This window comes from Nesterenkonia sp. LB17 (assembly GCF_022565915.1).
GTDB lineage: Bacteria > Actinomycetota > Actinomycetes > Actinomycetales > Micrococcaceae > Nesterenkonia.
Genome location: NZ_JAJOYX010000005.1, coordinates 66,549 through 88,808, shown reverse-complemented (window position 1 = coordinate 88,808; position 22,260 = coordinate 66,549). Strand labels below are relative to the sequence as shown.

The following is a 22,260-nucleotide window of genomic DNA, read 5'->3' as shown; positions in this document are numbered from 1 at the left end:
TGGTGTTCCTTCGTCTCGCATCGGGGGGGGGCTCGCCGATGCGGCCCTGACTGGTCTGATACAAGGCTACCCTAAGATACGCAAGGTTGGTGTGTCTTAATTGAATAAGGCTCTATGTTGAGCGAGGAGACCCAGGCGCACCCGGCACAATGGTGCAGGTGATCCCCCTCTTCCTGGACTGTGACCCCGGCATCGATGACGCCCTCGCGCTGGGCTGGCTCTTCTGTCAGGACGACGTCGAGATCACCGGTCTCGCCGCCAGCGGCGGCAATGTCTCCACCGCCCAGGTGCTTGCGAACACGCTGGGCTGGCTGCAGCTGGCCGGCCGCACCGACCTGTCGGTCCACGTCGGGGCTGAACACCCGCTCGCCGGGGTGTCCGAATACGCGGAGGAGACCCACGGGGACACCGGCGCCGGCTACGCCCGGCTGCCCACCGGCAGGATCACCGCCGATGAGCTTCCCGCCGCGCAGGCCTGGGTCCGAGCGGCCCACGCACACCCGGGCGAGCTGATCGGTGTGCTCACCGGCCCGGCCACCAACCTGGCCCTGGCGCTGCGGCTGGAACCGAAGCTTCCACAGCTGCTGAGGCGGCTCTTCATCATGGGCGGAGCATTCAACTACCGGGGCAACACCCGACCCACCACTGAGTGGAACGTCAGCTACGACCCCGAAGCCACCAAGGCCGTGATCGACGCCTTCGGCGAGTCCACCCACCTGCCGGTGATCGGCCCGATAGAGGCCACCGAAGCGGTGGCGCTGACCCCGGTGCGGCTGCAGCAGATCCTCGACGGGACCAGCTCGGCGGTCTGGTCGGCCTGGCTGGCCCAGCTCGCGGAGGCGCTGCGGTTCTACTTCGAGTTCCACGAGGCAGATGGCCACGGCTACCTCGCCCATGTCCATGATCCCTATGTCACCGCCGCCGCGGTGGCCTGGGCCCGGATCCAGAACCACGGCGAAAGCCCCTCCCCGGCGGCAGGACCTGAGCGGGATTCGTTCCCGCGCGCCACAGACGGGATAATTCCCTGGGCGCGCAAGACCGAGAAGGCAGCGGTCGACGTCGAACTCATCGGCACGCTGACCCGTGGCGAGACCGTGGCCGACTGGCTCGGCCGCTGGGGCCGTGCGCCCAATGCGGAGATCATCCGCAGCCTGGACGCCGAGGCGTTCCTGGATCACCTGACCATCACCTTGAGAAGAGGACCACAACATCATGGCTCACACTGACCCGCACTCTGGGCAGGGGTCCGTCACCGCGGCGGATCCCGGAGAAACCCCGAAGACTCGCGCTGCTGAATCCCGCACCACCCGCTCCCGCGCCTCCAAGGCCCGCACGCCCCAGGCGTCCACGACAGATCGCGCCGGGAACCACATCAGGCCCGCTCCCCCGCTGTGGTCCGTCCTGGCGCTCACCGCCGGTGCCGCCGTGATCGTCGGCACCTACCTCTGGGTGCTCACCACCCAGCCCGCCACTCTCGGCGCCGACCTGGGCAACACCACCCTCGGTGTGATGGTCGGATACCTGCTCGGCGCCGTGCTCATCGCCGCCGGCACGCTCCCGCGAATCCCGCGCAGCGTGCTCGCCCTGATGCCGGTGATGATCGCGCTGAACATCGCCACCGGACAGATCGTCGGCACGATGACCCCCATCCCGCTCTACCTGGACTCCCTGGGCACCGTCATCATCGGTGTCATCGCCGGCCCCGCCGCCGGCGCGCTGACCGGCATCCTGACCAACGTCATCTGGGGCGTGACGATCAACCCGACCGTCATCGCCTTCACCGCCGGCGCCGCGTTCATCGGCGCCGCCGCTGGCTGGGCTGCTCGGCTCGGCGGCTTCCGCCGCATCTGGTGGGCCGTCATCGCCGGCGCCCTGGCAGGGATCCCCGCCGGCCTGATCGCCACCCCGGTGGCCGCCTTCATCTACGGCGGCGGACTCGGCGTGGGCACCGGCAGCGTCGTCGCCGCCCTGCAGGGCGCGGGCGCCTCGATGCTCGGCGCCGCCACCATCCAGGGACTGGGCAGCGACATCGCCGATAAGGCGATCATCTTCGCGCTGGCCTTCCTGGTGATCGCTGCGCTGCCGAGCCGGCTGCGCAGCAGGTTCCCCTTCACCGAGCACTCCAAGGTGAAGAGCTCGGCTGCGAAACGCGCCGCCGCGAAGCGGTCTGCGGCGCAGGGCACGCCGCCGGACACCGCAGGATCGTCGCATGCGGCTGCATCCAGCCACTGAGCTGGTCCTGCTCGGCTGTGCGCTGCTGCTCGTCTACGGAGTCCCCTCCCCGCTGATCCCGGCCGCCGTGCTCATCTGCGCGGTGGTCACAGCCGCGGCCTCCCCGCGGGTCCGCTTCCGCAGCTGGCTGCTGACCCTGGTGGTGCTGGCCGGACCCATGCTGGTCATGGTCGGCATCATCCAGGGGCTCTTCTACCCCGGCGAGCAGGTCGAGGTCCTCGCCGAGTTCGGACCCGCCGCGGTCACCGTGGAGGGCGTCGCGCTGGCGATCCAGCTCTGGCTCCGGGTCGCCGCGATGGTGGCCGTCTGCGCGCTGTTCGCCTTCGGGTCTGACCCGACGCGTGCCTTCGACGGCCTGCTGACCCTGCGCCTGCCCCTGTCCCTGGCCTATGTGTGCGCCGCCGCGATGAGCCTGATACCGCTGGCCCAGCACCGGGTCCGCGCCGCCCTGACAGCCCGCTCCGCCCGCGGCTGGGACACCGACCGGCTGCTCGTGCGGCTGCGCCTGCTCACCGGGGTGCTCACCGGACTGCTGGTCACCGCGATCACACAGCTCGATCAGCGCCATGACGCCCTTTCTCAGCGCGGGTTCGGCCAGGCCGCTCACCCCACCCCGGCCCGGTTCTATCCCCAGGGCGCGGGCCAGCGCGGACTGCGCTGGGGCGCCGTCGTCGGCTCAGCTCTGCTGGTGGTCGCCTCTCTGGCCGGACTGCTGCCGCTGCCTTCTGCCACCGAGATCCTCGGAGTCTTCGATGCCTGACCCCGCGCCGTCCTCCTCCGCCCTGCAGCCGCTGCTGCGTCTGACCGACTTCGGGTTCCATTACCGCGGCGCCGAGACTCCCGCTCTGGAGGCCGTGGACTTGGGTCTTCGCCCCGGTGATGCCGTCGCGGTCCTGGGCCCGCAGGGAGCGGGCACCTCCACCCTGGCCCGTGCCGCCGCCGGACTGCTCGGCGAACACGGGCACAGCACCGGCGTGCGCGAGCTGCGTGACCAGACCGATGGAGGGCACTCCTCCAGCGGCGAGCACGACGGTGCTCACGTGCGCGGCGGGGTGGGGATGCTCGGCGACGACCCGGAGGCCCAGCTCACCGGGCTGACCCGCACCGTCCGAGACGAGGCCGCGCTTCCTGGGCGGCTGCTGGGGCTGCCCCTGCCCGAGTGCCTGGAGCGCGCCGATGCCAGCCTGCAGGCGCTGGGCATCGCTGGCCTGGCTGAACGAGACCTCTCCACGCTCTCCGGCGGGGAACGGCAGCTCACCGCCCTGGCCGGGCTGCTCACCCTGCGCCCGAGCGTCCTGGTGCTCGATCAGCCCTCCCAGGCCCTCGATGCCAGCGCACGACGGCGCCTGGCCCGGTCCCTGCGCGAGTTCCGTGACGCCGGGGGCGCGGTGCTGCTGACGGGGCATCAGCACGATGACCTCACCGCCGCCTGCGACGAGGTGTTGTTCCTCGACCAGGGGCGCCCTGCCACGATGACCCCGGGGGGTCTGCTGCCGGTGGCGGAGCTGACCCGGGCGCAGTTGGACGAGCACGAGATCTGGGACGTTCGCCGCACCCCGGCTGCGCAGAGCGAGCCATCCGCGCCGGCGCCCGACCCTGGCCAGGAGGTGTTGCTGCGCGTGCGGGAGCTCTCCGTCCAGCGCGACGCCATCCGGGTGCTGGACGGCGTCGCGCTGGACCTGCGCGCCGGGGAGGTGGCCGTCCTGTTCGGCGCCAACGGGTCGGGGAAGTCCACGCTGCTCAGCGCCCTGGCGGGACTTCTTCCTGCAGAGCCTGGGACCAGGATCATCGGACCAGGCGGCGTCGAGCTCGCCGCTGCACCGGCGCATCGCCGCGCGGACCACCTGGCCTGGGTGGGGCAGGATCCCGGAGACCAGCTCTCCGCCTCCACGGTGCGCGCGGAGCTGATGCGCGCGGCCCCGCTGGGCCCGGGGGGACGCCGGCTCAGACGCGAAGACCGGCGGCGCGCACGGGCGCAGCGAGAGCTGGACGTGGAACAGGTGATGGAGACCGCAGGGCTCAGCACTGACGCCGAGGAGCATCCCTATGATCTGGTGCCCGCCCAGCGCAAGGACTGTGTGATCGCGTCCGCGCTGCTGCTGAAGCCCGCGGTGCTCCTGCTCGATGAACCCACGCTGGGCCGTGATGCCGCCGGGATGCACCGATTGAGCTCTCTGGTCCGCGGGTTCACCGCCGCGGGAGGTGCGGTGCTGGTGGCGACCCACGATCAGCGCTGGGCGTCCGAGATCAGCGATCACCAGCTGCGCCTGGACGCGAGCAGCTAGAGAGGCAGTGATTCCCAGGTGTCCACCATGGCGGGCACCACCGAGACGACCAGCAGCCCGGCCATGACCAGGTTGAAGATCAGCATGTGCGCGGGCTGCGAGATGATCCGGCCTGCGCCCACGCCCAGCAGCGTCCACGCCACGGTGAAGGGGGCGCCGAAGGTGCAGGCCACCAGCGCGATCACCGCAACCTCCAGCATGAAGGAGTCCCAGAAGCCGGTGAAGGTGCTCAGCGCGGCCACTGAGAGGGTCCACGCCTTGGGGTTGACGAACTGGAACAGCGCCATCTGCACGAACCCCGGCGGCTTGGCTCCGGGGTTCGGGGTCAGCGTGGTGGGTCCGTTGGCGATCTTGAAGGCGAGCCAGAGCAGGTAGAGGATCCCGACGGGGCGCAGGATGTCGAGGATCACCGGCCACTGCTCGAGCGCCTGGCCGAGGCCGATCCCCACCAGCAGCACCATGGACGGGAAGCCGAGGTTCACTCCCAGGATCGCCGGCAGCGTCCGCTTGAAGCCGTAGGCGGCTCCGGAGGCCATCACGATGGTGTTGTTCGGCCCGGGGGTGCCGGCGCCGGCCACCACGAAGAGCATCAGAGAGAGAATCGCCACTGGACGAGACTACTCTGCCAGCACCTCGGCGCTCTGCGCGAGCGCGATGATCTCCTCGGTCACCCGTTCGCGCAGTCGCGGGTCCAGCCGCTCGGTGGAGAGCGCCTCGTAGAACCACAGCCCGTCGGCGGCGAGCCGCGCGATGAAGCGCTGGACCGCAGCGGCCTCCGCGGCGTCGTCGTCGAGGGCCTGGGTCTCTTGGGTGCCCGTGGACAGCGGAGCTTCAGCGGGCCGGGGGACTCCCGGCGGCTGCGGCGCCCAGCGGCCGAAGACCTCGTCCCAGGCGGCGTTGGCCACCGGATCCTCGGAGGCCTCGAGCATCAGCAGCAGCTCCGCGCGCTCGGGGTTCTGGGAGAGCCGCACGAAGGCCCGGAAGCGTTCGTCGCGGCTGAGCTCCTGGGCCGTGCCTCCGGCCTGGGCCTCCAGCGCCAGCTCCCAGTTCTGCGCCACATGCCGGTGCAGGCCCAGCAGCAGCTCCTCCCGTGAGGGGAAGTGGTAGAGCAGCCCACCCTTGGTCATGCCGGCCTCGGCGGCCACCGACTCGTAGGTCAGCGTGGTCACGCCTTCACGCTGGACCACCCGGGTGGCGGCGTCGAGGATCTCGCGGCGTTTGGAAGGTCGCACAGGGTTGGATCTCCGATCGGTGGATGCTCATGTGCTTCGCGGTCTTCTCGAGGGTCCGCAGTGGTCGTCGGGGATTCTCAGTGGTTGTCGGGATAGGCCTGGGATTCGGTGCCCGGGGTGTAGCGGCGCAGCATCCAGGACGACGCGACGGCGGCGAGCACCATCACCACGGCGACGCCGATCAGCACGCCAAGGTAGGCGACGTCGAAGGCCTCGGCCGCTGCCGCCATCGCCGGGGCGTCCCCGGATTCGAGCACCGCGGCCGGGGCCTGGCCCGCGTACTGCTCGGCACCTGCGGGCAGCACCAGGACCCGGGTGTAGACGAAGGTGAGCAGGCTTCCCAGCATGGCCACCCCGACCAGACCGCCGAACTCGTAGGAGACCTCCTCGATGGAGGCCGCCATGCCGGCGCGGCGCGGTGGGACGTTGCCCATGATCGCGGTCGAGGCCACCGACATCGAGGCGCCCAGGCCGGCGCCGAGCACGCCGAAGCTGACCACCAGCAGCACCAGCGAGTCATCGATGACGGCATAGATGGAGACCAGTGCGCCGATCGCGGCGAGGACCATGCCGCCGCCGATCAGCGTGAGCAGGCCGGCGCGGTGCAGGATCGCCCCGCCGAAGAGCGCGAAGGGCAGTGAGCCCAGGGCCAGCGCGGAGACGATCAGCCCGGCCTCCAGCGGGGAGAAGCCCTCGACCAGCTGGAAGCGCTGGGTGGTGCCCAGCTGGACCCCGACGATGGCGAAGATGCTGGCGCCTGCGGCGATGACACCGCCGCTGAATCCGCGGTTGCGGAAGATCGTGAAGTCCACCAGGGGCTCGGCGGTGCGGTTGAGTCGCATCTGGCGCCGGGCGAAGACGGTGAGCATGACGGCGGCGACCACGACGGAGACGATGAAGCGCAGCCAGTCCACCGGGGTCTCGGCGATGGTCTTGATCGCCAGCACCGCGGCGGTGAGCCCAAGCATCACCTGGGCGGAGGAGAGCCAGTCCCAGTGCCGGCCGGGGTTGGCCAGGTTCGGCGGGCCCACCAACAGCATCAGCACCAGGGCGGCGGCGACGATCGGGACGTTGACCAGGAACACCGAGCCCCACCAGAAGAACTCCAGCAGCACTCCGGACACGATCGGGCCCAGGGCCATGCCCACGGTGGCCACGGCGGCCCAGATGGCGATGGCCATATTGCGCTCACGCTCCACTGAGAACGTCAGCCGGATCAGCGCGAGCGTGGCGGGCATCATTGCGGCGGCACCCACGGCTAGGAGCGCGCGGGAGGCGATGAGCATCTCGGAGCTGCCGGAGAAAGCGGCCAGGATCGAGGCCACTCCGAAGATGCCGAGGCCGACCTGGAAGATCCGTTTGTGCCCGAACCGGTCGCCCAGCGCGCCGGATCCGGGCAGCAGCCCGGCGATCACCAGCGGGTAGGCATTGATGATCCACAGCTGCTGAGAGGAGGAGGCGCCGAGCTCTGCGGTCAGGGTGGGCAGGGCGGTGTAGAGGATCGTGTTGTCCAGGGCGATCAGGAACAGCGCCGAGGAGACGATGGCGAGCAGGGTCCAGCGCTGCCACGCGCTGAGGGCATGGCGATCGACATGCACAGGAGAAGGAAGGGTCATCACCCGAGTTACTATACTATACGTCCGGTATAGTTACTGGTGAGGTTGATCACTCAGCAGGGTGTCCAGCGTCTGCAGCGCCGGGGTGATCCGGGTCCTCCAGCGCCAGTCCGCCTTGGGGTCGGCACGGGAGGGACCGCCGTTGATCACACCGATGGGCCGATCCGACTGGTGCATGGTCAGCGCGATCTTGAATCCGCTCATCACCGCCATCGAGCTGCCCACCACCAGCAGCGCCGAGGACGCGGCGACGAGTTCCTCGACCGCGGCCTTGCGCTCGGCGGGCACCGATTCGCCGAAATAGACGACGTCGGGCTTGAGCTTCTCGGAGCCGCAGACCAGGCAGGTGACCATGTGAAACTTCTCCACCCAGGACTGATCCAGGGTGACGTCGCCGTCGGGGTTCACGTTCTCGGCGGCGGCGAAGGCGGCCTCGGCGTAGCCGGGGTTGGCCTCCTGCAGCCGGGCATCCAGCGAGGAGCGGGCCTCGCGGTTGCCGCAGGTCAGGCAGATCACGGAGTCCATGTCACCGTGCAGGTGGACCACCGGATCGGCCCCGGCGGCGCGGTGGAGACCGTCCACGTTCTGGGTGATCAGTCCGCTGAGCAGCCCTTCAGACTGCCAGTCGGCGAGCAGCTGGTGGGCCGAGTTGGGCTCGGCCTGGTGCATCTGGCGCCATCCGACGAAGCCACGGGCCCAGTAGCGACGGCGCGAGGCGGCGTCGTGCTGGAACTCCTGGTAGGTCATCGGACGGTGACGATGCAGGGACCCCTGGGGGCCGCGATAATCCGGGATGCCGGAATCCGTGGAGACGCCCGCCCCGGTGACGCAGAGGACGTCGCCCAGCTCGAGCATCCGCCGGATGCCCTCACGGGCGATCTCGTCGGGCTGGGGCTCGGCGGTGTCCTTCACCACCCGGGCTATGGATCGGAGCGCTGCCCTATGGGCGTTCTCGACGGGTTTGGTGAAGGCCGCTGGAGTGGGCTCTTCCACGGGTCAGCGCCCGTACTTGTCCTCGTACGGGTCAAAGCCGCTGCTGCGCTCTTCGGCGTCCGCGCGCGCTGGGCGGCTGGACGAATCCCTGTCACCACGGGTTTTGGCGAGCTCTCTCTCAAGAGCGGTCAGGTCGGTGTCCGGAGTGTAGTACTTGATCTCCCGAGCCTGCTTCGTAGCTTTCGCCTTCTGACGGCCACGCCCCATAAGCGAGACCCCCTCTGTCTTCTCGTATCCCTGGTGCGATGCCGGGCAGGGGCTATCGCGGGATTATCTGTGTATGAAGTAGTTCGTGATCCTAGGTTAACATGACTGGCGCTGCGCCGTCGTCCGAACTGTCCTTCGAGCGAGCACGATCACACCTTTCAACGCCAAGATGGCGTACTCTGTTCCGCACGGTCCAAAGAAAGTACCGACCGCTGCGACAACGCCATCCGACGATCTCGGTGGCGCGGCAGACGATGCACCTGAGCTGAGCCCCTGGCCCCCGCCGTGAACCGCGGGTGCGGCCGCGATGGGCCAGCTCTGCGCGTGCAGCCCCATCACACTTCTTCCAGGAGACACCTCCATGTCCACAAATGACCGCGCGGCGACGGCGCCCACGGCCCCCACCACTGATGAGATCTTCGCTGCCCACGAGGGCGGCAAGCTCAGTGTCGAGACCACCATGCCGCTGGACTCCACGCGCGCACTCTCAATCGCATACACCCCGGGCGTGGCGCAGGTCTCGCGCGCCATCCACGAGACGCCGCAGCTGCAGGCCACCCACACCTGGGCCGACCGCCTGGTGGTGGTGCTCTCCGACGGCACCGCCGTCCTCGGGCTGGGCGACATCGGCCCGGCCGCCTCGCTGCCCGTCATGGAGGGCAAGTCGGCGCTGTTCAAGGCTTTCGGTGGCCTCAACTCGATTCCCCTGGTGATCGATACCAACGATGTGGATGAGATTGTAGAGACCATGGTGCGGCTGCGCCCCAGCTTCGGGGCGGTGAATCTCGAGGATGTGGCGGCTCCACGCTGCTTCGAGCTCGAAGCTCGCCTGATCGAGGCGCTGGACTGTCCGGTGATGCACGACGACCAGCACGGCACCGCCGTCGTCGTCCTGGCCGCTCTGACCAACGCCGCACGCGTCACCGAACGCGAGTTCGCTTCGATCCGCGTCGTGATCGCCGGGGCGGGAGCCGCTGGCATCGCGGTCACCGAGATCCTGCTCGGCGCCGGCGTCGGCGAGGTGATCCTGACCGACTCGCGCGGAGTGATCCATGAGGGCCGCGAGGGGCTCAGCGAGATCAAGACCCAGTATGCGCAGTGCACCAACCGCAGACAGGTCAGCGGTCAGCTCGCCGAGGCGCTGGACGGGGCCGATGTGTTCATCGGCGTCTCCTCCTCCAGGGTCCCCGAGGAGGAGCTGGCCCGGATGAACGATCGTGCGATCGTCTTCGCCCTGTCCAATCCGGACCCCGAGGTGATGCCCGAGGTCGCCAAGCGCCACGCAGCTGTGGTGGCCACCGGCCGCTCGGACTACCCCAATCAGATCAACAATGTGCTGGCATTCCCGGGAATCTTCCGCGGGGCGCTGGACGCAGGAGCACGCCGGATCACCCAGGAGATGAAGATCGCGGCGGCGACCGCGCTGGCGGACCTCGTGGGAGATGAGCTCACTCCGGAGCACATCGTGCCCTCTCCGTTGGATGCACGCGTGGCTCCCGCCGTGGCTCGAGCCGTGATGGACGCGGCTGCGGCAGCGAAGGCGCCAGGGGCGACGGCTGCAGCGCACGGGGTATCGGCCGAAGTCTCGGCCTAGCGGCCCTCGCGGAAGTCGGGGAGGTGGACCTTACTCGGCGGGCGGTGGAGAATTCGGTCTATGACTGATCTACCGCTTCTGCCGGAGTCCGACCTGCCCGAGCTGCGCTGGTGCTCGGCCTCCCTGGACGGGCTCGGCGCCATCGTGGCGATCTACTCCCCCGAGGACGACACGATCCGGGCCGCTTCGCTGGCCCAGGCTGCCGGTGACGAGCCGGAGGTGGCTGCGATCGGGCGGGTGTTGGAGCAGCTGATGGACCAGCTTGAGGTGTTGGCCCCGGCCACCGCGGCCCGGGAGATGAAGCCGCTGCCTGCGGGCACCGGACGGATTGCTGAAGCGGTGGCGGCCTATGCCGCGGGCGACCATGCGGCCCTGGATGAGCTGGCCGTGGTGCAGCCCGGTTCGGCCTACCGCCAGGAGGTCTGGGCGGCGCTGCGCGACGTTCCGGCCGGGGAGACGGTCTCCTACGCGGAGCTCGCCCAGATGGCCGGCCGCCCGATGGCACACCGAGCCGCGGCAAGCGCCTGTGCGAACAATCTGGTCGCCTTCGCGGTGCCGTGTCACCGCGTGATCCGCTCCGACGGCGGCCTCGGCGGCTACGGCTTCGGCGGCATCGAGACCAAGCGGGCGCTGCTGGCCCGCGAAGGCCTCCTCCTGAGCCGCTAACCTTCCTGGCTGCCCAACCTGCGCAGTTGAGTTCTCCGGCGGTTACGTACCGACCGGAGAACTCAACCAACCATGAGGATTGGCGCGCACACGAGGCCTCCGGGCCGTGACAGCTTGCAGATCGCTGGTGCAGACTCGGGCTTTTCGGCACTGGAGGACGCATGGCCAGGGAATTGGTATGGACAGGCTTCGTGTCCCTTGATGGCGTGGTTGACTCCCCGGGCGCCATCAGCGAAGGGCACCCCAGCGGCGGGTGGGTGCCCCGCACAGAGTTTCTGCCCGAGGCGTTCTCGCTCAAGGACGAGGAGCTGGAGGAGACGACGGCGCTGATGTTCGGCCGCCGCAGCTACGAGGCCTTCGCCCTGATCTGGCCAGGATCCGAGGATCACGCGGCGTACAGGGATCTGCCGAAGTACGTGGTCTCGACCTGTCTGGAGGAGGACGCGACCATCGAGGGCTGGGGACCGATCACACTGCTGCGCTCCACCAAGGACGTGGCCGCCGTCAAACAGGAGGACGGCGGTGCAGTCTTCATCCACGGCAGCGCCGCACTGGCGCGAAGCCTGATGCACGCGCGCCTGATCGATCGCTACAACCTGCTGATCTTCCCGGTGCTGCTCGGCGCAGGAAAGCGGCTCTTCACCGCCGAGGAGCGTCCGGCGACGAAGCTGACCCTGCGCGAATCTGCCCACTACCCCAACGGAGTCCTCAAGGCGGTCTACGACGTCCACCGCTGAAGCCTGGCCTCTACTCCCAGGTGGCTGAGTTCTCCGGCGGTTACGTACCGACCCGAGAACTCAACCACCCGGGGAGGGTAGGGGTCAGGACTTCTTGGTCACGGTGAGGCCGTGCACGGACTCGCCCTCCAGGGTGAGCTCCTGCCGGTCCACCAGGACGGTGTCTCCATCCTCGACCTCGCCGGAGAGCAGCGCACGAGCCAGCTGATCGCCGATCTCACGCTGCACCAGTCGGCGCAGCGGCCGGGCGCCGTAGGCGGGGTCGTAGCCGGTGAACGCCAGCCAGTCCCGGGCGGACTCGGTGACCTCCAGGACCAGACGCCGTGCGGCCATGCGCTCCTGCAGCAGCCCGATCTGCAGCTCCACGATTCCGCTGAGCTGTTCCATGCTCAGCGGATCGAACATCACGATGTCATCGAGTCGGTTGAGGAACTCGGGCTTGAAGGAGGCATGGACGACGTCCATGACCCGCTGATGCTTGATCTTGGTCTCCAGGGTCTGGTCCACCAGGAACTGTGAGCCCATGTTGGAGGTCAGGATCAGCACCGTATTGCGGAAGTCCACGGTGCGGCCCTGGCCGTCGGTGAGCCGGCCGTCATCGAGGACCTGGAGCAGGATGTCGAAGACCTCGGGGTGGGCCTTCTCCACCTCATCCAGGAGCACCACCGAATAAGGACGACGCCGGACTGCTTCAGTGAGCTGGCCGCCCTGGTCGAAGCCCACATAGCCTGGGGGCGCACCGACCAGCCGGGCCACGGAGTGCTTCTCCGAATATTCGGACATGTCGATGCGGATCATGGAGCGCTCGTCATCGAAGAGGAACTCCGCGAGCGCCTTGGCCAGCTCGGTCTTGCCCACGCCGGTGGGGCCCAGAAAGAGGAAGGAGCCGGTGGGTCGGTCGGGGTCGGAGACGCCGGTGCGCGCGCGGCGAACGGCGTCGGAGACCGCCCCGACAGCCTTGGTCTGCCCGATCAGCCGCGAGCCGATGAGCTCCTCCATCTGGAGCAGCTTCGCGGTCTCGCCCTGCAGCAGCCGCCCGGCAGGGATGCCGGTCCAGGCTGAGATGACCCCGGCGATCCCGTCGGCGTCGACCTCGTCGGCGACCATCTTCTTCTCCGGGGCCGGGGTGGAGGCGTCCTCCTCCTCAGCGGCGGCCAGGTCCTTCTCGACCTGCGGGATCTCGCCGTAGAGCAGCCGGGAGGCCTCGGCGAGGTCGCCGTCGCGCTGGGCGCGTTCGGCGGCGGACTTCAGCTCGTCCAGGGTCACGCGCAGCTCACCGGCGCGGTTGAGCTCGCCCTTCTCGGCCTCCCAGCGCGCGGTGAGCTCGGCGAGCTCCTCCTTGCGGTCGGCCAGGTCCTCGCGCAGGGTGATCAGCCGCTCGGCGGAGCCGGCGTCGGTCTCGTTCTGCAGCGCGAGCTCCTCCATGGTGAGCCGGTCCACCACGCGACGCAGCTCGTCGATCTCCACCGGGGCGGAGTCGATCTCCATGCGCAGCCGGGAGGCGGCCTCATCGATGAGGTCGATGGCCTTGTCCGGCAGCTGACGGCCGCTGATGTAGCGGTCGGAGAGGGTGACGGCGGCGACCAGGGCGTTGTCGGCGATGCCCACCTTGTGGTGCGCCTCGTAGCGCTCCTTGATCCCGCGCAGGATCGCGATCGCGTCGGGCACCGAGGGCTCTCCCACGTAGACCTGCTGGAAGCGGCGCTCCAGGGCGGCGTCGGCCTCGATGTTCTCGCGGTACTCATCCAGCGTGGTCGCACCGATCAGGCGCAGCTCCCCACGGGCGAGCATCGGCTTGAGCATGTTGGAAGCGTCCATGGAGCCCTGCGAGGCGCCGGCTCCGACCACGGTATGGATCTCGTCGATGAAGGTGACGATCCTGCCTTCCGCGGCCTTGATCTCCTCGAGCACGGCTTTCAGCCGCTCCTCGAATTCCCCGCGGTACTTCGCACCGGCGATCATCGCGCCCAGGTCCAGCGAGATCAGCGTCTTCTCGCGCAGCGACTCCGGCACGTCACCGGCGACCATGCGCTGGGCCAGGCCTTCGACGACGGCGGTCTTGCCGACCCCGGGCTCACCGATCAGGACCGGGTTGTTCTTGGTCCGGCGCGAGAGCACCTGGACCACCCGGCGGATCTCCGAGTCACGCCCGATCACGGGGTCCAGCTTGCCCGAGCGCGCGATCTCGGTCATGTCCGTGCCGTACTTCTCCAAGGCCTGGAAGGTGTTCTCCGGGTCAGGGGTGGTGACCTTGCGGTCTCCACGCAGCCCTGGCAGCTCGGCCTTGAGCGCCTGCAGGGTCGCGCCGGCATCCGCGAGGGCCCGGCCCACCGCGCCGCCGTCGGTGGCCGCGCCGATCAGCAGGTGTTCCGTGGAGACGAAGTCATCGCCGAAGTCCTCGGCCTGCGCCTGGGCAGCCTTGATGACGTTGAGCCCGGCGGGCGAGAACTGCGGGGCGGCGACGGAGTCCCCGCGAGTGGCGGGCAACGCCTTGATGATGGCGGAGGCGCGGGTGCTCACGGCGTCGGGATCGACTCCGGCGGCCTTGAGCAGCGCGACGGCCATGGATTCGCGCTGATCCACCAGTGCCTTGAGGATGTGGGCCGGCTCCACCTGCGGGTTGCTCGCGGTGTTCGCGTTCATTGCGGCCGCGGAGACGACCTCCTGCGATTTGGTCGTGAGTTTGACGTCCATGTCTGCCCCTCCCAGTGCGTGGTGACGCCGGTTGCACGACGGCGCCGAATAAACTTGAGTCAATAGTACTCAACTTTGAGTTGGGCGGAAGTATTCCATCGCCGGCAGGCGGTCCCGCGATCACTTACCACCGAAACAAAAAGACTAGGGTCAGCGAGTTTAGCTATCGGCTTTGACGCCGTCAGCCCACAGTTCAGAAGCACCGGCCAAGTCTCCCCAGCCACTACACACGGCCTAGGGCGTCGATATCTTCCAAGAAGTCCTGCTGCACTTCGGCGCTGACGGTGGTGCGGGTTTCAGAGATTGCGTCGAGGTAGTCCTGTGTAGAAGGTCCCTTCCGCAGCGCCTCCCGGGCCGAAGCCGTACCGACTGAAGCCAGCCGGCCGTCGTCGTACACTGCTTTTTCCAGTGCCTGCTGGGAGGCACTGCGTGCCGCGTATTCGATATCCGCAGGGGAGAATCCTTCGGTGCGTGCCACGAGCAGTTCCACGTTCACGGCGTCCACTACGGGTGACGGGATAAAGCGCTGCCACATGGCTTCGCGGGCCTGCCGGTCCGGCAGTCCGATGGGGATGACGTAGTCGAAACGGCCGTGGCGAAGGAAGGCGGTGTCCAGCGCGCGAATGAAGTTGGTAGCGCAGACCAGTAGGCGCCCGGGCTGTTCGCGGAAGGCCGGGATGATCTTGAGGAGCTCGTTGGTGACTCCCTGCAGCGGCGAGGGCGGTTCGCCGGAGCGCTGGGAGGCGATTTCTTCCACCTCGTCGATGAACACCACGGCGTGCTCCAGGTCGGCGATCTCGAGGAACGTTTCGCGCAACGCTCCCGCCAGGCCCTGCGGGTCGGCGGCGAGGCGGGAGGGAAACACTTCGACGAAGGGCCACTCGAGGCGGGAGGCGATGGCTTTGGCGAAAGTGGTCTTCCCGGTGCCGGGCGGGCCGAAGAGAACCACGGCGCGCGGCGGCACCACGCCGAATTCGTCCGCGAGGTCCGCTTCGGCAAGAGGCAGGACGAGCCGGCGCTCGAGCAGTTCCTTCTCCTTGCGCATTCCCGCGACGTTATCCCATAGGTCCCGGGCGAGGACGCGTCCGCCGAGCTGGCCGAGTGCGCCGAGTTCCTGGCGTTGGACGGGTATGGTCCGTTCGAAGTATCGCAGGTTCTGCTTCAGGGCGAAGCCGCGGCCCAGGAAGGCCTCCACGCGGGTTTCGGATTCCGGGATCAGCGCCGAGAGCTTGTTCAGCCCGTGCGGTGCCATCCGGTTCTCGACAGCGGCCAACAGCGCGGTGCCGACTCCCAGGTCGGAGTATTCGGGCAGGGTGGCCAGGAATACGATCCAGCCCTGATCATGTGCCGCGCGGCCGACGGCGGCGCCCACCACCTGCTCACCCTGCACCGCCACCACAGCATGGTCCTTCTCGCACGAGGCCACTACTTCAGAGATCGCGTATACCGGTTCGAGATTGTGGGACTTGAGCGTTTCCCAGAGGTGCAGGATCCCGTCAAGGTCCGCTGAGTAGAAGTCCCTGATCCGCCAATTGGTCATGACGTCCCTCTTTCTGGTGTGAATCCTTCTGGACAGCGCATCGTTTTCGGATTCAAACTGAACCGGCCCAGGTTCGATGCCGCTACTTTGCGGGTTCGGGCTCTCGAGTGAGGGCCTGATTGTGGAGCTTCTCGAACTCTATCGGGGTGAGCATCCCAAGAGTCCCGCGGAGTTGCCGATTGTTAGACCAGTCGACCCAGCCAGCAGACCCAGATTCCAGATATTGCTGGCTCGATGATCATCGCGTTATAGGAGCCAGCTTGAATACGTCGCAGTTCTCGCCGGGAACAACTAGCCGCTCTTTATCGGACACTTCACATGTTCGGCTTCCCGCCCGTCGCATCGAGCCTTCACCTCAGTTGCGCATGTGGCTCACCAAACGGTCCCGGGCGAGCCAGCTTCTCCACAGAACATCTCAGCGAGCCCCTCGCGACGACTGTTTGAGCTCCCCTGCGTTCGCGCCTGGGGATTACGACAAGTAAGTGAGACAGACCGCGTCTCAGCGCAATGTCATTCCCCATGTCAGCGGCCGACCCGTGTGACAAGATCCGCAGGACCCTACATTAGGATCCCGTTTTTCGTGTCACTGTCTCAGTTTCGTGTCACGTGCGTGTCACCCTCCCGATATCGTGTCACCGCGAGAATAGTGAAGGCATGGACGCTCAACTTCTTTTGAGAACCAAGCTGGAGCACCTCTCCCAAGAGGGAACCCTGGTTGAAACCACTGTGGGCGCTGTAGATCAACACCGGCTGTCAAGAGCCCTGCCGATCCGCGAACCACGCACCTATCGCAATCAGCGCCACTACTCGGGCTTGTTCTGGTCGAGCACCACACGAGGCCACGTGCCATACGAAAGCCTCCTCGAACTCGACCGACTTTGGGTAGCAGACTTTGACCCACTCGTCTCGTGGATTGCAGCGCAACCAATGTGGATTCGCTGACGCCATCAAACCCGGGGCAGACCAGACTCTCCATCAATCCCAGTACGGTTCAGACCCCTATGCGGGCATCGAGTCCTGGAGTGGACCATGAGTGTCCTCAAGGCGACCGGTCTACGGGCGCCCGTGCGTCGGAGGAAAGCTTCTCGTCTCGTGGAGGGTTTCGTGGCGCCTCTGGTTCACCCCGGAGTGCGCGGCGTTCTGGTCTCGCAGAGGCCAGCGCGTCCTGAACACCGCCGAACCCAGACAAGACGCCCTGCTACCCGACCAGACGGCTACTGCGCGGCGGTGGAGAGCCCTACGAGCTCAGCGCTCTTGTCCCACAGTCCGGCTGCCAGTTGCACGTCCGCGGCTTGAGGGTTGGTCTTGGCGGTCTTCTGCTTCTCGTAATACTCACCCGAGACCCACTCCCGGCCCGGCGCGCCCGCAGCAAGCCACACCAGGGGGAGCGCGCCCTGCTCGGGGCTGATGAGACCAGTCATTCGTCCCAGGGGGGTCTGATAGATGAACCGCATCACGCTGGTGGTATCTGAAGCGAAGCTTGTCATCACGTTTCCGGGGTGGAAGGCGACCGCGGAGATTCCCTGGTCGGAGAACCTGCGGTCGAGTTCCTTGGCGAAGAGGATATTGGCCAACTTCGCGTCGCCATAGGCCTTGTTCGCGGAGTACCTCCGCTCGTTATTGAGGTCATCGAGGTCGATCCTGCCGAAGAAACGCGCGCCCACACTGGACGTGTTGATGACCGACGCTTTGCTCGCCGTGAGCGTGTCCATCAGGAGGTTGGTGAGCAGGAACGGCGCGAGGTGGTTCACCTGCAGCGTCTTCTCGAACCCATCTTCAGTGCGAGTCTGATCCCCGAAGATGCCGCCGGCGTTGTTGACAAGAACGTCTATCCGGGGATATTGGTGCTTCAAACGCGCAGCAAGTGTCCTGACCTCGGAGAGCCTGGTGAAGTCAGCGAGGAAGAACTCGGTGTCGAGCTCGAGCGCCAGGGTTTCGGTCTTGTGCTTCGAGCGACCCACAAGGGCGACCTTATGGCCGTCTGCGACGAGCTGGCGGGCAGCTGCAGCTCCGATCCCGTCGCTGGCCCCAGTGAGGATGATGGTTTTTTCGAGCATGGTCTCTCTCCTTGATGGACGAATCTCTGATGGCAGTGGCTGCGCGGAGCGCTGAGTCAGACGGCGAGAGCGTGGAGCACCACTGAAGCGAGGACAACCATGAACACGATGATGTCAGCAACGAACGGGCCGGAGCTTCGCTAGCCGGCGCGGACACGCTCCACGACCAGCTGAAACGCGGACCCCGCCTAGGGCGTGGAGCAGTTGACACGTGATCGCGCAGCAGGTCCGATCTAGCCTAAGGAGAATCCTTCACGCTGCCCGCAAGTCGGTCGGTAACCGCGCGTGATCCACCTAATCGACGTCTTGCGCCCCTGTCATCGCTGGGATGCCCGTTTACCCCGCCCGACAAAGATGCCCGCAGGGGTGCCCTATCCGCTACACCTATCTCCATACTTAGGGACCCTCAGGCAATAGAGACACTGCTGCACCCTCACCTGGGGTAGTCGGGACGTAACCGCAAACGAACCTGAGCATTGCCACAAGTTGAAGAGACTGCCCATGCCCGCGAGAAACGTCACTTCCCACGTCAGCGCCTGGCCCATGTGACAAGATCCGCGGGATCCCACACTTGCGCAGGAAGTCGCACAACCTGTCGGTCGTCCCACTCATCTGGCGAAGAATGACACTTGTCACACGAGTCGCTCTGGCGCACTTCTTGAGACCACCCTCGAATACGTCGATTCTGTCGGCGTTCGGACACTTATGACTCTGGGGCAAGTGCACGAGTCACGACTCACACGAGGCCTGCCTGTTCGAACTATCCGTAGCTACCAGAATCAGCGGCCGCGACCAGCACGCCTCAGGGGGTGTCGGCCGGGAGGGAGCGCCCGGCACGGAGCGCGGACTGCCGTTCCCCCAATGCGCCGGTGACCCGCCACAGGACATCGTTCGCAGTCTTCACATCCTCCTGCGAGAGCCCGTGGGTCGCTCGAGCCACCATAGCGATGAAGTCGGCGTGGATCGCAGAGATGGTCCGGTGTCCTTCGCTGGTCAGCTGCAGTCGCACGCTACGCCGGTCCTCCGGGTGGGTGACGCGTCGCAGCAACCCTGCGGCGACGAGGCGTCTTGAGATGCCGGTGACCGCCCCGCCGGTCAAGGCGAGATGACCAGCCAGCTCCTTGGGGGTCAGGTCTCCCGATTCGGCGATGCGAAAGAGGCCTCGGAGGTCCGTGGTGGAGAGGGAATGCGCCTCTGCGAGGCGTTCCCGCTCTTCCTCAAGGGCCCTCAGGAGGTGGATGGCCGCGTTGGGGAAGCCTGTCAGTATGTGCCTGTCGTGCTGGTTCTGGGGCATCTTTCCTCCTGTCGAGGCTAGGACATGTGCACTACCCGCTCGGCCATCGTGTTCCGCCTGATCCTACGACAGCTGGTTGATCGATCGTCGGCATATAGTTTAGTATGTCAAATATCCACTAAAGTATCGCCGCGGCTTGCAAAGTGGAGCGCGGCCTTCCCGATGGAGGACTCGTGATACCCGAAACCCTGACGCAAGGACAGTTCGACACCGTCTACAACTTCCTGTCACTGGTCATCGCCTCGCAACTCTTCACCGCCGTGTTCCTGCTCATCTGCCTGCCCCGGATCCTGCCCCGCTACCGGCAGGCCATCACCGTGGCCATCGTGGTCTGCGGCATCGCGGCATACCACTACTTCCGCATCTTCGACTCCTTCAAGGAGGCCTTCGTCTCTGACGCCGTCGGTGGCGACGGCATCTACACCCAGGCGGCAGGTGCCTCGTTCAACGAGGGCTACCGGTACGTGGACTGGCTCTTGACGGTGCCACTGCTGCTGGTCGAGCTGATCGCGGTGCTAGCACTGGCCAGCGCCTTGCAGTCCAAATTGCTGTGGCGACTGGTCCCTGCAGCAGTACTGATGATCGCCCTCGGATACCCAGGCGAGATCAGCGACGACAACACTGTCCGGGGAGTCTTCTTCGGGCTCTCGATGATCCCGTTCCTCTACATCCTCTACGTGCTGTTCGTCCAGCTGACCGCCTCTCTCGACCTGCAACCGGCAGGCGTACGTCGTTCGCTGAGCAACCTGCGCTGGCTTCTGCTGGGCAGCTGGGCGGTCTACCCTGTCGCCTACCTACTGCCGATGCTCAACGTCTCCGGGGCGGATGCCTGGGTCGGCCAACAGATCGGCTACTCGGTGGCTGACATCACTGCCAAGGCGGTATATGCGCTGATCATCTACCGGGTGGCCCGGATCAAGTCCTTCGCCGACGACCCCGCGTTCGCGGACCGTGAGCTGTCCCACGGCGTCCCCGCGCGGGAAACCGCCTGACGCCGGCATCATTGGCCTCGCAATAGCCCTCTAGCAAGTCGGGCAGCAATGCACTACCTGCCGGAGGACCGCTGCCTCTCGGGCGTTACCCATAGGGTCAGCTCCTGCGTACCCACTTCTCCTCCTGGCCGAGGGCGCCGAATCACCACGCAAGTCACGCAGGGCAGGAAGAGTTCCTTGTGCCCTACGTCTTCACGCAGGTCGGGACCATAATCAGGGGTACCCCTGGACTCACCCTACGACTTTCGGGGTTGCCAATATGGGGCCAGACCCAGAGGGCTCGAGTAGGACAACTCTGAGGATTTCGACACGCTAGTGAGACAGACCGCGTTCCATCGAGATGTCCCATCCCATGGCAGCTCGGGCTGCATGTGACAGGACCGCGAGATCCGTCAGGTGAAGGTTCCCGCTTAGGGCGGACTTGTCCCAATTAATTGGCCACCGCGTGTCAGATTTCTCAAAGACCGGTCATACCGGCGCTCTAGGGGTGTGGGCGGACACGATGTGTCCCTCCGATGCTGCACAGTCGTCGGTGACGACGTCGCGACGACTTGGGAACAGGCACGTGCCGACCTGACCGTCGCGGGTCTCCCGATCCGAACCCCACCCAACCGTTCACGGACTCTTCCGAGATGGAGCCTGGGGCAACGGTTCGTGGCTCCTAGGCTCCATTCATCTCCAGCGGCCTTTCCTCATTAACAAAGAGATTGTGCGAGCTCCATGCTGCGGTTCGCCCTTGGCCTGCCGTATTCGGGCCCTCACCCCGGAGCGGACAGTGACAAGCCGAATGACATCGCTGCCGCCCAGAAGGTCCAACCCGAAAGGGAACCTCCATGTCTCCTCTGCCTCAGCAACACCACGAAGCCACCACCCGCACACCCCGCGCCAAAGAAAGGCAGTCTTTCGATATCGATACAGTTTCAAAGAGACGCTGAGTTACACATTTATTACTTGAAAGTTAGGCCAGAGAAAGATCTTCGCAGTATGGGTGATCTGGGTTGCTCTGAGATCGTCGCCTCTGGGGCCCCGGGACGTATGGTCCCGTTTCACACCATCATCTTCAAAAGGATGACGGTCCGAATCTTTGCCAATGCCGAGCAGGCGGGAACCTCCGGGTGAAGCGGATCGGTGAGCTGAGAAACTTTTTTCGGTTTTTCACCATCCGATCCGGATGTCGCTCCGAACTCCGCGTACATGGCCTGGACGCGACCACGATCAGAGGCCGTATGACAACATCACTGTGACGAGGAGTCCCTCAAATGTTTAAATCCAAACTGTTCGCCGTCCCCACCCTCGCGCTCGGCGCAATGCTCCTGGGCGCAGGCCCAGCCATGGCCCACTCCGAGCACGGCGGAGCAACCGATGGCGCCGCCACCTCGACCTCCAGCGAGTCCTGGTCCTTCCAGGCCAACCTGGACCCGCTGAACAACAGCGGCACCGTCGGTGACGTGCTCATCGAGGGCCAGGGCAACCAGGCCACGGTCTACATGACCGTCGACGGCGCAGCCGAGACCTTCATGGACGGACCCTTCCCCCACGCCCAGCACATCCACTTCGGCGCCCAGGGCACCTGCCCCGGCCCCGAGGCTGACGTCGACGGCGACGGCGCCATCAACGTCGAAGAAGGCGCACCCTTCTACGGCGGAATCGGCACCTCACTGACCACCGAAGGCGACACCTCACCCGACTCCGGTCTTGCGGTGGAGCGGTTCCCCGGGGGCAGCAGCTACACCTACGAGCGCAGCCTGGAGATCCCCGATGACGTGCTGGCCTCCATCGTCGACGGCACCGGCGTCGTCGTGGTCCACGGCGTGGACCCAGCAGTGCTGACCGAGGAAGCCGCGAACAAGCAGAGCGAGCTCGATGAGTCCCTGCCCAACGCTGCGACTCTTCCCGCTGCCTGCGGCACCCTGACCGCCTCACAGATGGACGAAATGCCTGAAGGCGGCGCCGACACCGGCGTCTCCGGCGGCTCACAGGGCGCCAGTGTGGCCATGGCCGCCGGCGGCGGCGCACTCGCCCTCGGAGCCATCGGTGCCGGTGCCTTCTTCATGCGCCAGCGCACCGTCGAGTCCTGATCCTTCGCGCCTAACCAGCAGGGTGATCGACCTCCCTCGCGGG

General features: G+C 66.6%; 20 protein-coding genes. 10 read left to right on the top strand and 10 right to left on the bottom strand.

What is annotated here, in order from left to right; translation table 11 throughout:
• Window positions 1-149 precede the first annotated feature (149 nt).
• Genes LTH96_RS11400 through LTH96_RS11385 form a run of 4 tightly spaced genes read left to right on the top strand, consistent with a single transcriptional unit; the run spans window position 150 to window position 4,517 of the window.
• Complete coding sequence (locus LTH96_RS11400; RefSeq protein WP_241465917.1) at window positions 150-1,226, top strand: nucleoside hydrolase; 1,077 nt, start codon at window positions 150-152, stop codon at window positions 1,224-1,226.
• Window positions 1,213-2,232, top strand: coding sequence for a histidine kinase (locus LTH96_RS11395; RefSeq protein WP_241465916.1), 1,020 nt, complete (start codon window positions 1,213-1,215; stop codon window positions 2,230-2,232). Before LTH96_RS11400 ends, LTH96_RS11395 begins: the two co-directional genes overlap by 14 nt.
• Window positions 2,210-2,992: an energy-coupling factor transporter transmembrane protein EcfT gene (locus LTH96_RS11390; protein WP_241465914.1), complete on the top strand. Its 783-nt coding sequence runs from the start codon at window positions 2,210-2,212 to the stop codon at window positions 2,990-2,992. Before LTH96_RS11395 ends, LTH96_RS11390 begins: the two co-directional genes overlap by 23 nt.
• Window positions 2,985-4,517: an ATP-binding cassette domain-containing protein gene (locus tag LTH96_RS11385; RefSeq protein WP_241465912.1), complete on the top strand. Its 1,533-nt coding sequence runs from the start codon at window positions 2,985-2,987 to the stop codon at window positions 4,515-4,517. The genes LTH96_RS11390 and LTH96_RS11385 overlap by 8 nt, the downstream gene beginning before the upstream one ends.
• On the opposite strand, the gene LTH96_RS11380 is transcribed toward LTH96_RS11385, so the two are convergent.
• From LTH96_RS11380 to LTH96_RS11360, 5 genes are all read right to left on the bottom strand, one after another.
• The gene (locus tag LTH96_RS11380) at window positions 4,514-5,125 is read right to left on the bottom strand and encodes a LysE family translocator (protein WP_241465910.1); all 612 of its coding nucleotides are present in this window, start codon (window positions 5,123-5,125) and stop codon (window positions 4,514-4,516) included. The genes LTH96_RS11385 and LTH96_RS11380 overlap by 4 nt on opposite strands.
• Before the next feature lie 9 nt (window positions 5,126-5,134).
• Window positions 5,135-5,749 carry a TetR family transcriptional regulator gene (locus LTH96_RS13345; RefSeq protein WP_241465908.1) on the bottom strand — a complete coding sequence of 205 codons (615 nt, stop codon included), beginning with the start codon at window positions 5,747-5,749 and terminating at the stop codon, window positions 5,135-5,137.
• Between the two features lie 77 nt (window positions 5,750-5,826).
• Complete coding sequence (locus LTH96_RS11370) at window positions 5,827-7,365, bottom strand: MFS transporter (protein ID WP_241465907.1); 1,539 nt, start codon at window positions 7,363-7,365, stop codon at window positions 5,827-5,829.
• A gap of 33 nt (window positions 7,366-7,398) precedes the next feature.
• Window positions 7,399-8,280: a Sir2 family NAD-dependent protein deacetylase gene (locus tag LTH96_RS11365; protein ID WP_241465905.1), complete on the bottom strand. Its 882-nt coding sequence runs from the start codon at window positions 8,278-8,280 to the stop codon at window positions 7,399-7,401.
• A gap of 81 nt (window positions 8,281-8,361) precedes the next feature.
• Entirely contained in the window at window positions 8,362-8,565 is a 204-nt protein-coding gene (locus LTH96_RS11360; RefSeq protein ID WP_241465903.1) for a DUF3073 domain-containing protein, read from the bottom strand.
• Window positions 8,566-8,926: 361 nt separating this feature from the next.
• On the opposite strand from LTH96_RS11360, the gene LTH96_RS11355 reads away from it, so the two are divergent.
• From LTH96_RS11355 to LTH96_RS11345, 3 genes are all read left to right on the top strand, one after another.
• A complete protein-coding gene (locus LTH96_RS11355) occupies window positions 8,927-10,159 on the top strand; it encodes an NADP-dependent malic enzyme (RefSeq protein ID WP_241465901.1) in 1,233 nt (410 codons plus the stop codon).
• 60 nt (window positions 10,160-10,219) lie between these two features.
• Window positions 10,220-10,825 (top strand): methylated-DNA--[protein]-cysteine S-methyltransferase, encoded by a 606-nt coding sequence (locus LTH96_RS11350; RefSeq protein ID WP_241465899.1) that lies wholly within the window; start codon window positions 10,220-10,222, stop codon window positions 10,823-10,825.
• Window positions 10,826-10,986: 161 nt separating this feature from the next.
• On the top strand, window positions 10,987-11,562 hold the full coding sequence (locus LTH96_RS11345) for a dihydrofolate reductase family protein (protein ID WP_241465897.1): 576 nt from the start codon (window positions 10,987-10,989) through the stop codon (window positions 11,560-11,562).
• Window positions 11,563-11,646: 84 nt separating this feature from the next.
• Here the strand turns inward: LTH96_RS11345 and clpB are convergent, their stop codons facing one another.
• Window positions 11,647-14,256, bottom strand: coding sequence for an ATP-dependent chaperone ClpB (gene clpB / locus LTH96_RS11340; RefSeq protein WP_241465896.1), 2,610 nt, complete (start codon window positions 14,254-14,256; stop codon window positions 11,647-11,649).
• 223 nt (window positions 14,257-14,479) lie between these two features.
• The gene (locus LTH96_RS11335; RefSeq protein WP_241465894.1) at window positions 14,480-15,796 is read right to left on the bottom strand and encodes an ATP-binding protein; all 1,317 of its coding nucleotides are present in this window, start codon (window positions 15,794-15,796) and stop codon (window positions 14,480-14,482) included.
• A gap of 654 nt (window positions 15,797-16,450) precedes the next feature.
• Here LTH96_RS11335 and LTH96_RS11330 point away from each other — a divergent pair.
• On the top strand, window positions 16,451-16,738 hold the full coding sequence (locus LTH96_RS11330; RefSeq protein ID WP_241465892.1) for a hypothetical protein: 288 nt from the start codon (window positions 16,451-16,453) through the stop codon (window positions 16,736-16,738).
• Between the two features lie 272 nt (window positions 16,739-17,010).
• On the opposite strand, the gene LTH96_RS11325 is transcribed toward LTH96_RS11330, so the two are convergent.
• Together LTH96_RS11325 and LTH96_RS11320 are read right to left on the bottom strand one after the other, a co-directional pair.
• Entirely contained in the window at window positions 17,011-17,853 is an 843-nt protein-coding gene (locus LTH96_RS11325) for an SDR family NAD(P)-dependent oxidoreductase (RefSeq protein WP_241465891.1), read from the bottom strand.
• 802 nt (window positions 17,854-18,655) lie between these two features.
• Window positions 18,656-19,147, bottom strand: coding sequence for a MarR family winged helix-turn-helix transcriptional regulator (locus LTH96_RS11320; RefSeq protein ID WP_241465889.1), 492 nt, complete (start codon window positions 19,145-19,147; stop codon window positions 18,656-18,658).
• A 173-nt stretch (window positions 19,148-19,320) separates the two neighbouring features.
• Here LTH96_RS11320 and LTH96_RS11315 point away from each other — a divergent pair, with 173 nt between their 5' ends.
• Window positions 19,321-20,139 (top strand): bacteriorhodopsin-like, encoded by an 819-nt coding sequence (locus LTH96_RS11315; protein ID WP_241465887.1) that lies wholly within the window; start codon window positions 19,321-19,323, stop codon window positions 20,137-20,139.
• A gap of 1,046 nt (window positions 20,140-21,185) precedes the next feature.
• Here LTH96_RS11315 and LTH96_RS11310 read toward each other — a convergent pair.
• Window positions 21,186-21,335, bottom strand: coding sequence for a hypothetical protein (locus LTH96_RS11310; RefSeq protein WP_241465885.1), 150 nt, complete (start codon window positions 21,333-21,335; stop codon window positions 21,186-21,188).
• A 63-nt stretch (window positions 21,336-21,398) separates the two neighbouring features.
• On the opposite strand from LTH96_RS11310, the gene LTH96_RS11305 reads away from it, so the two are divergent.
• Complete coding sequence (locus tag LTH96_RS11305) at window positions 21,399-22,217, top strand: hypothetical protein (RefSeq protein WP_241465883.1); 819 nt, start codon at window positions 21,399-21,401, stop codon at window positions 22,215-22,217.
• Window positions 22,218-22,260: the final 43 nt, after the last annotated feature.

Excerpts from the sequence above, each read along its gene's own strand:
- LTH96_RS11400 (WP_241465917.1), top strand. The coding sequence starts at position 150 with ATGGTGCAGGTGATCCCCCTCTTCCTGGACTGTGACCCCGGCATCGAT.
- LTH96_RS11395 (WP_241465916.1), top strand. The coding sequence starts at position 1,213 with ATGGCTCACACTGACCCGCACTCTGGGCAGGGGTCCGTCACCGCGGCG.
- LTH96_RS11390 (WP_241465914.1), top strand. The coding sequence starts at position 2,210 with ATGCGGCTGCATCCAGCCACTGAGCTGGTCCTGCTCGGCTGTGCGCTG.
- LTH96_RS11385 (WP_241465912.1), top strand. The coding sequence starts at position 2,985 with ATGCCTGACCCCGCGCCGTCCTCCTCCGCCCTGCAGCCGCTGCTGCGT.
- LTH96_RS11370 (WP_241465907.1), bottom strand. The coding sequence starts at position 7,365 with ATGACCCTTCCTTCTCCTGTGCATGTCGATCGCCATGCCCTCAGCGCG.
- LTH96_RS11360 (WP_241465903.1), bottom strand. The coding sequence starts at position 8,565 with ATGGGGCGTGGCCGTCAGAAGGCGAAAGCTACGAAGCAGGCTCGGGAG.
- LTH96_RS11355 (WP_241465901.1), top strand. The coding sequence starts at position 8,927 with ATGTCCACAAATGACCGCGCGGCGACGGCGCCCACGGCCCCCACCACT.
- LTH96_RS11350 (WP_241465899.1), top strand. The coding sequence starts at position 10,220 with ATGACTGATCTACCGCTTCTGCCGGAGTCCGACCTGCCCGAGCTGCGC.
- LTH96_RS11345 (WP_241465897.1), top strand. The coding sequence starts at position 10,987 with ATGGCCAGGGAATTGGTATGGACAGGCTTCGTGTCCCTTGATGGCGTG.
- clpB (WP_241465896.1), bottom strand. The coding sequence starts at position 14,256 with ATGGACGTCAAACTCACGACCAAATCGCAGGAGGTCGTCTCCGCGGCC.
- LTH96_RS11335 (WP_241465894.1), bottom strand. The coding sequence starts at position 15,796 with ATGACCAATTGGCGGATCAGGGACTTCTACTCAGCGGACCTTGACGGG.
- LTH96_RS11330 (WP_241465892.1), top strand. The coding sequence starts at position 16,451 with ATGGACGCTCAACTTCTTTTGAGAACCAAGCTGGAGCACCTCTCCCAA.
- LTH96_RS11325 (WP_241465891.1), bottom strand. The coding sequence starts at position 17,853 with ATGCTCGAAAAAACCATCATCCTCACTGGGGCCAGCGACGGGATCGGA.
- LTH96_RS11320 (WP_241465889.1), bottom strand. The coding sequence starts at position 19,147 with ATGCCCCAGAACCAGCACGACAGGCACATACTGACAGGCTTCCCCAAC.
- LTH96_RS11310 (WP_241465885.1), bottom strand. The coding sequence starts at position 21,335 with ATGTACGCGGAGTTCGGAGCGACATCCGGATCGGATGGTGAAAAACCG.
- LTH96_RS11305 (WP_241465883.1), top strand. The coding sequence starts at position 21,399 with ATGTTTAAATCCAAACTGTTCGCCGTCCCCACCCTCGCGCTCGGCGCA.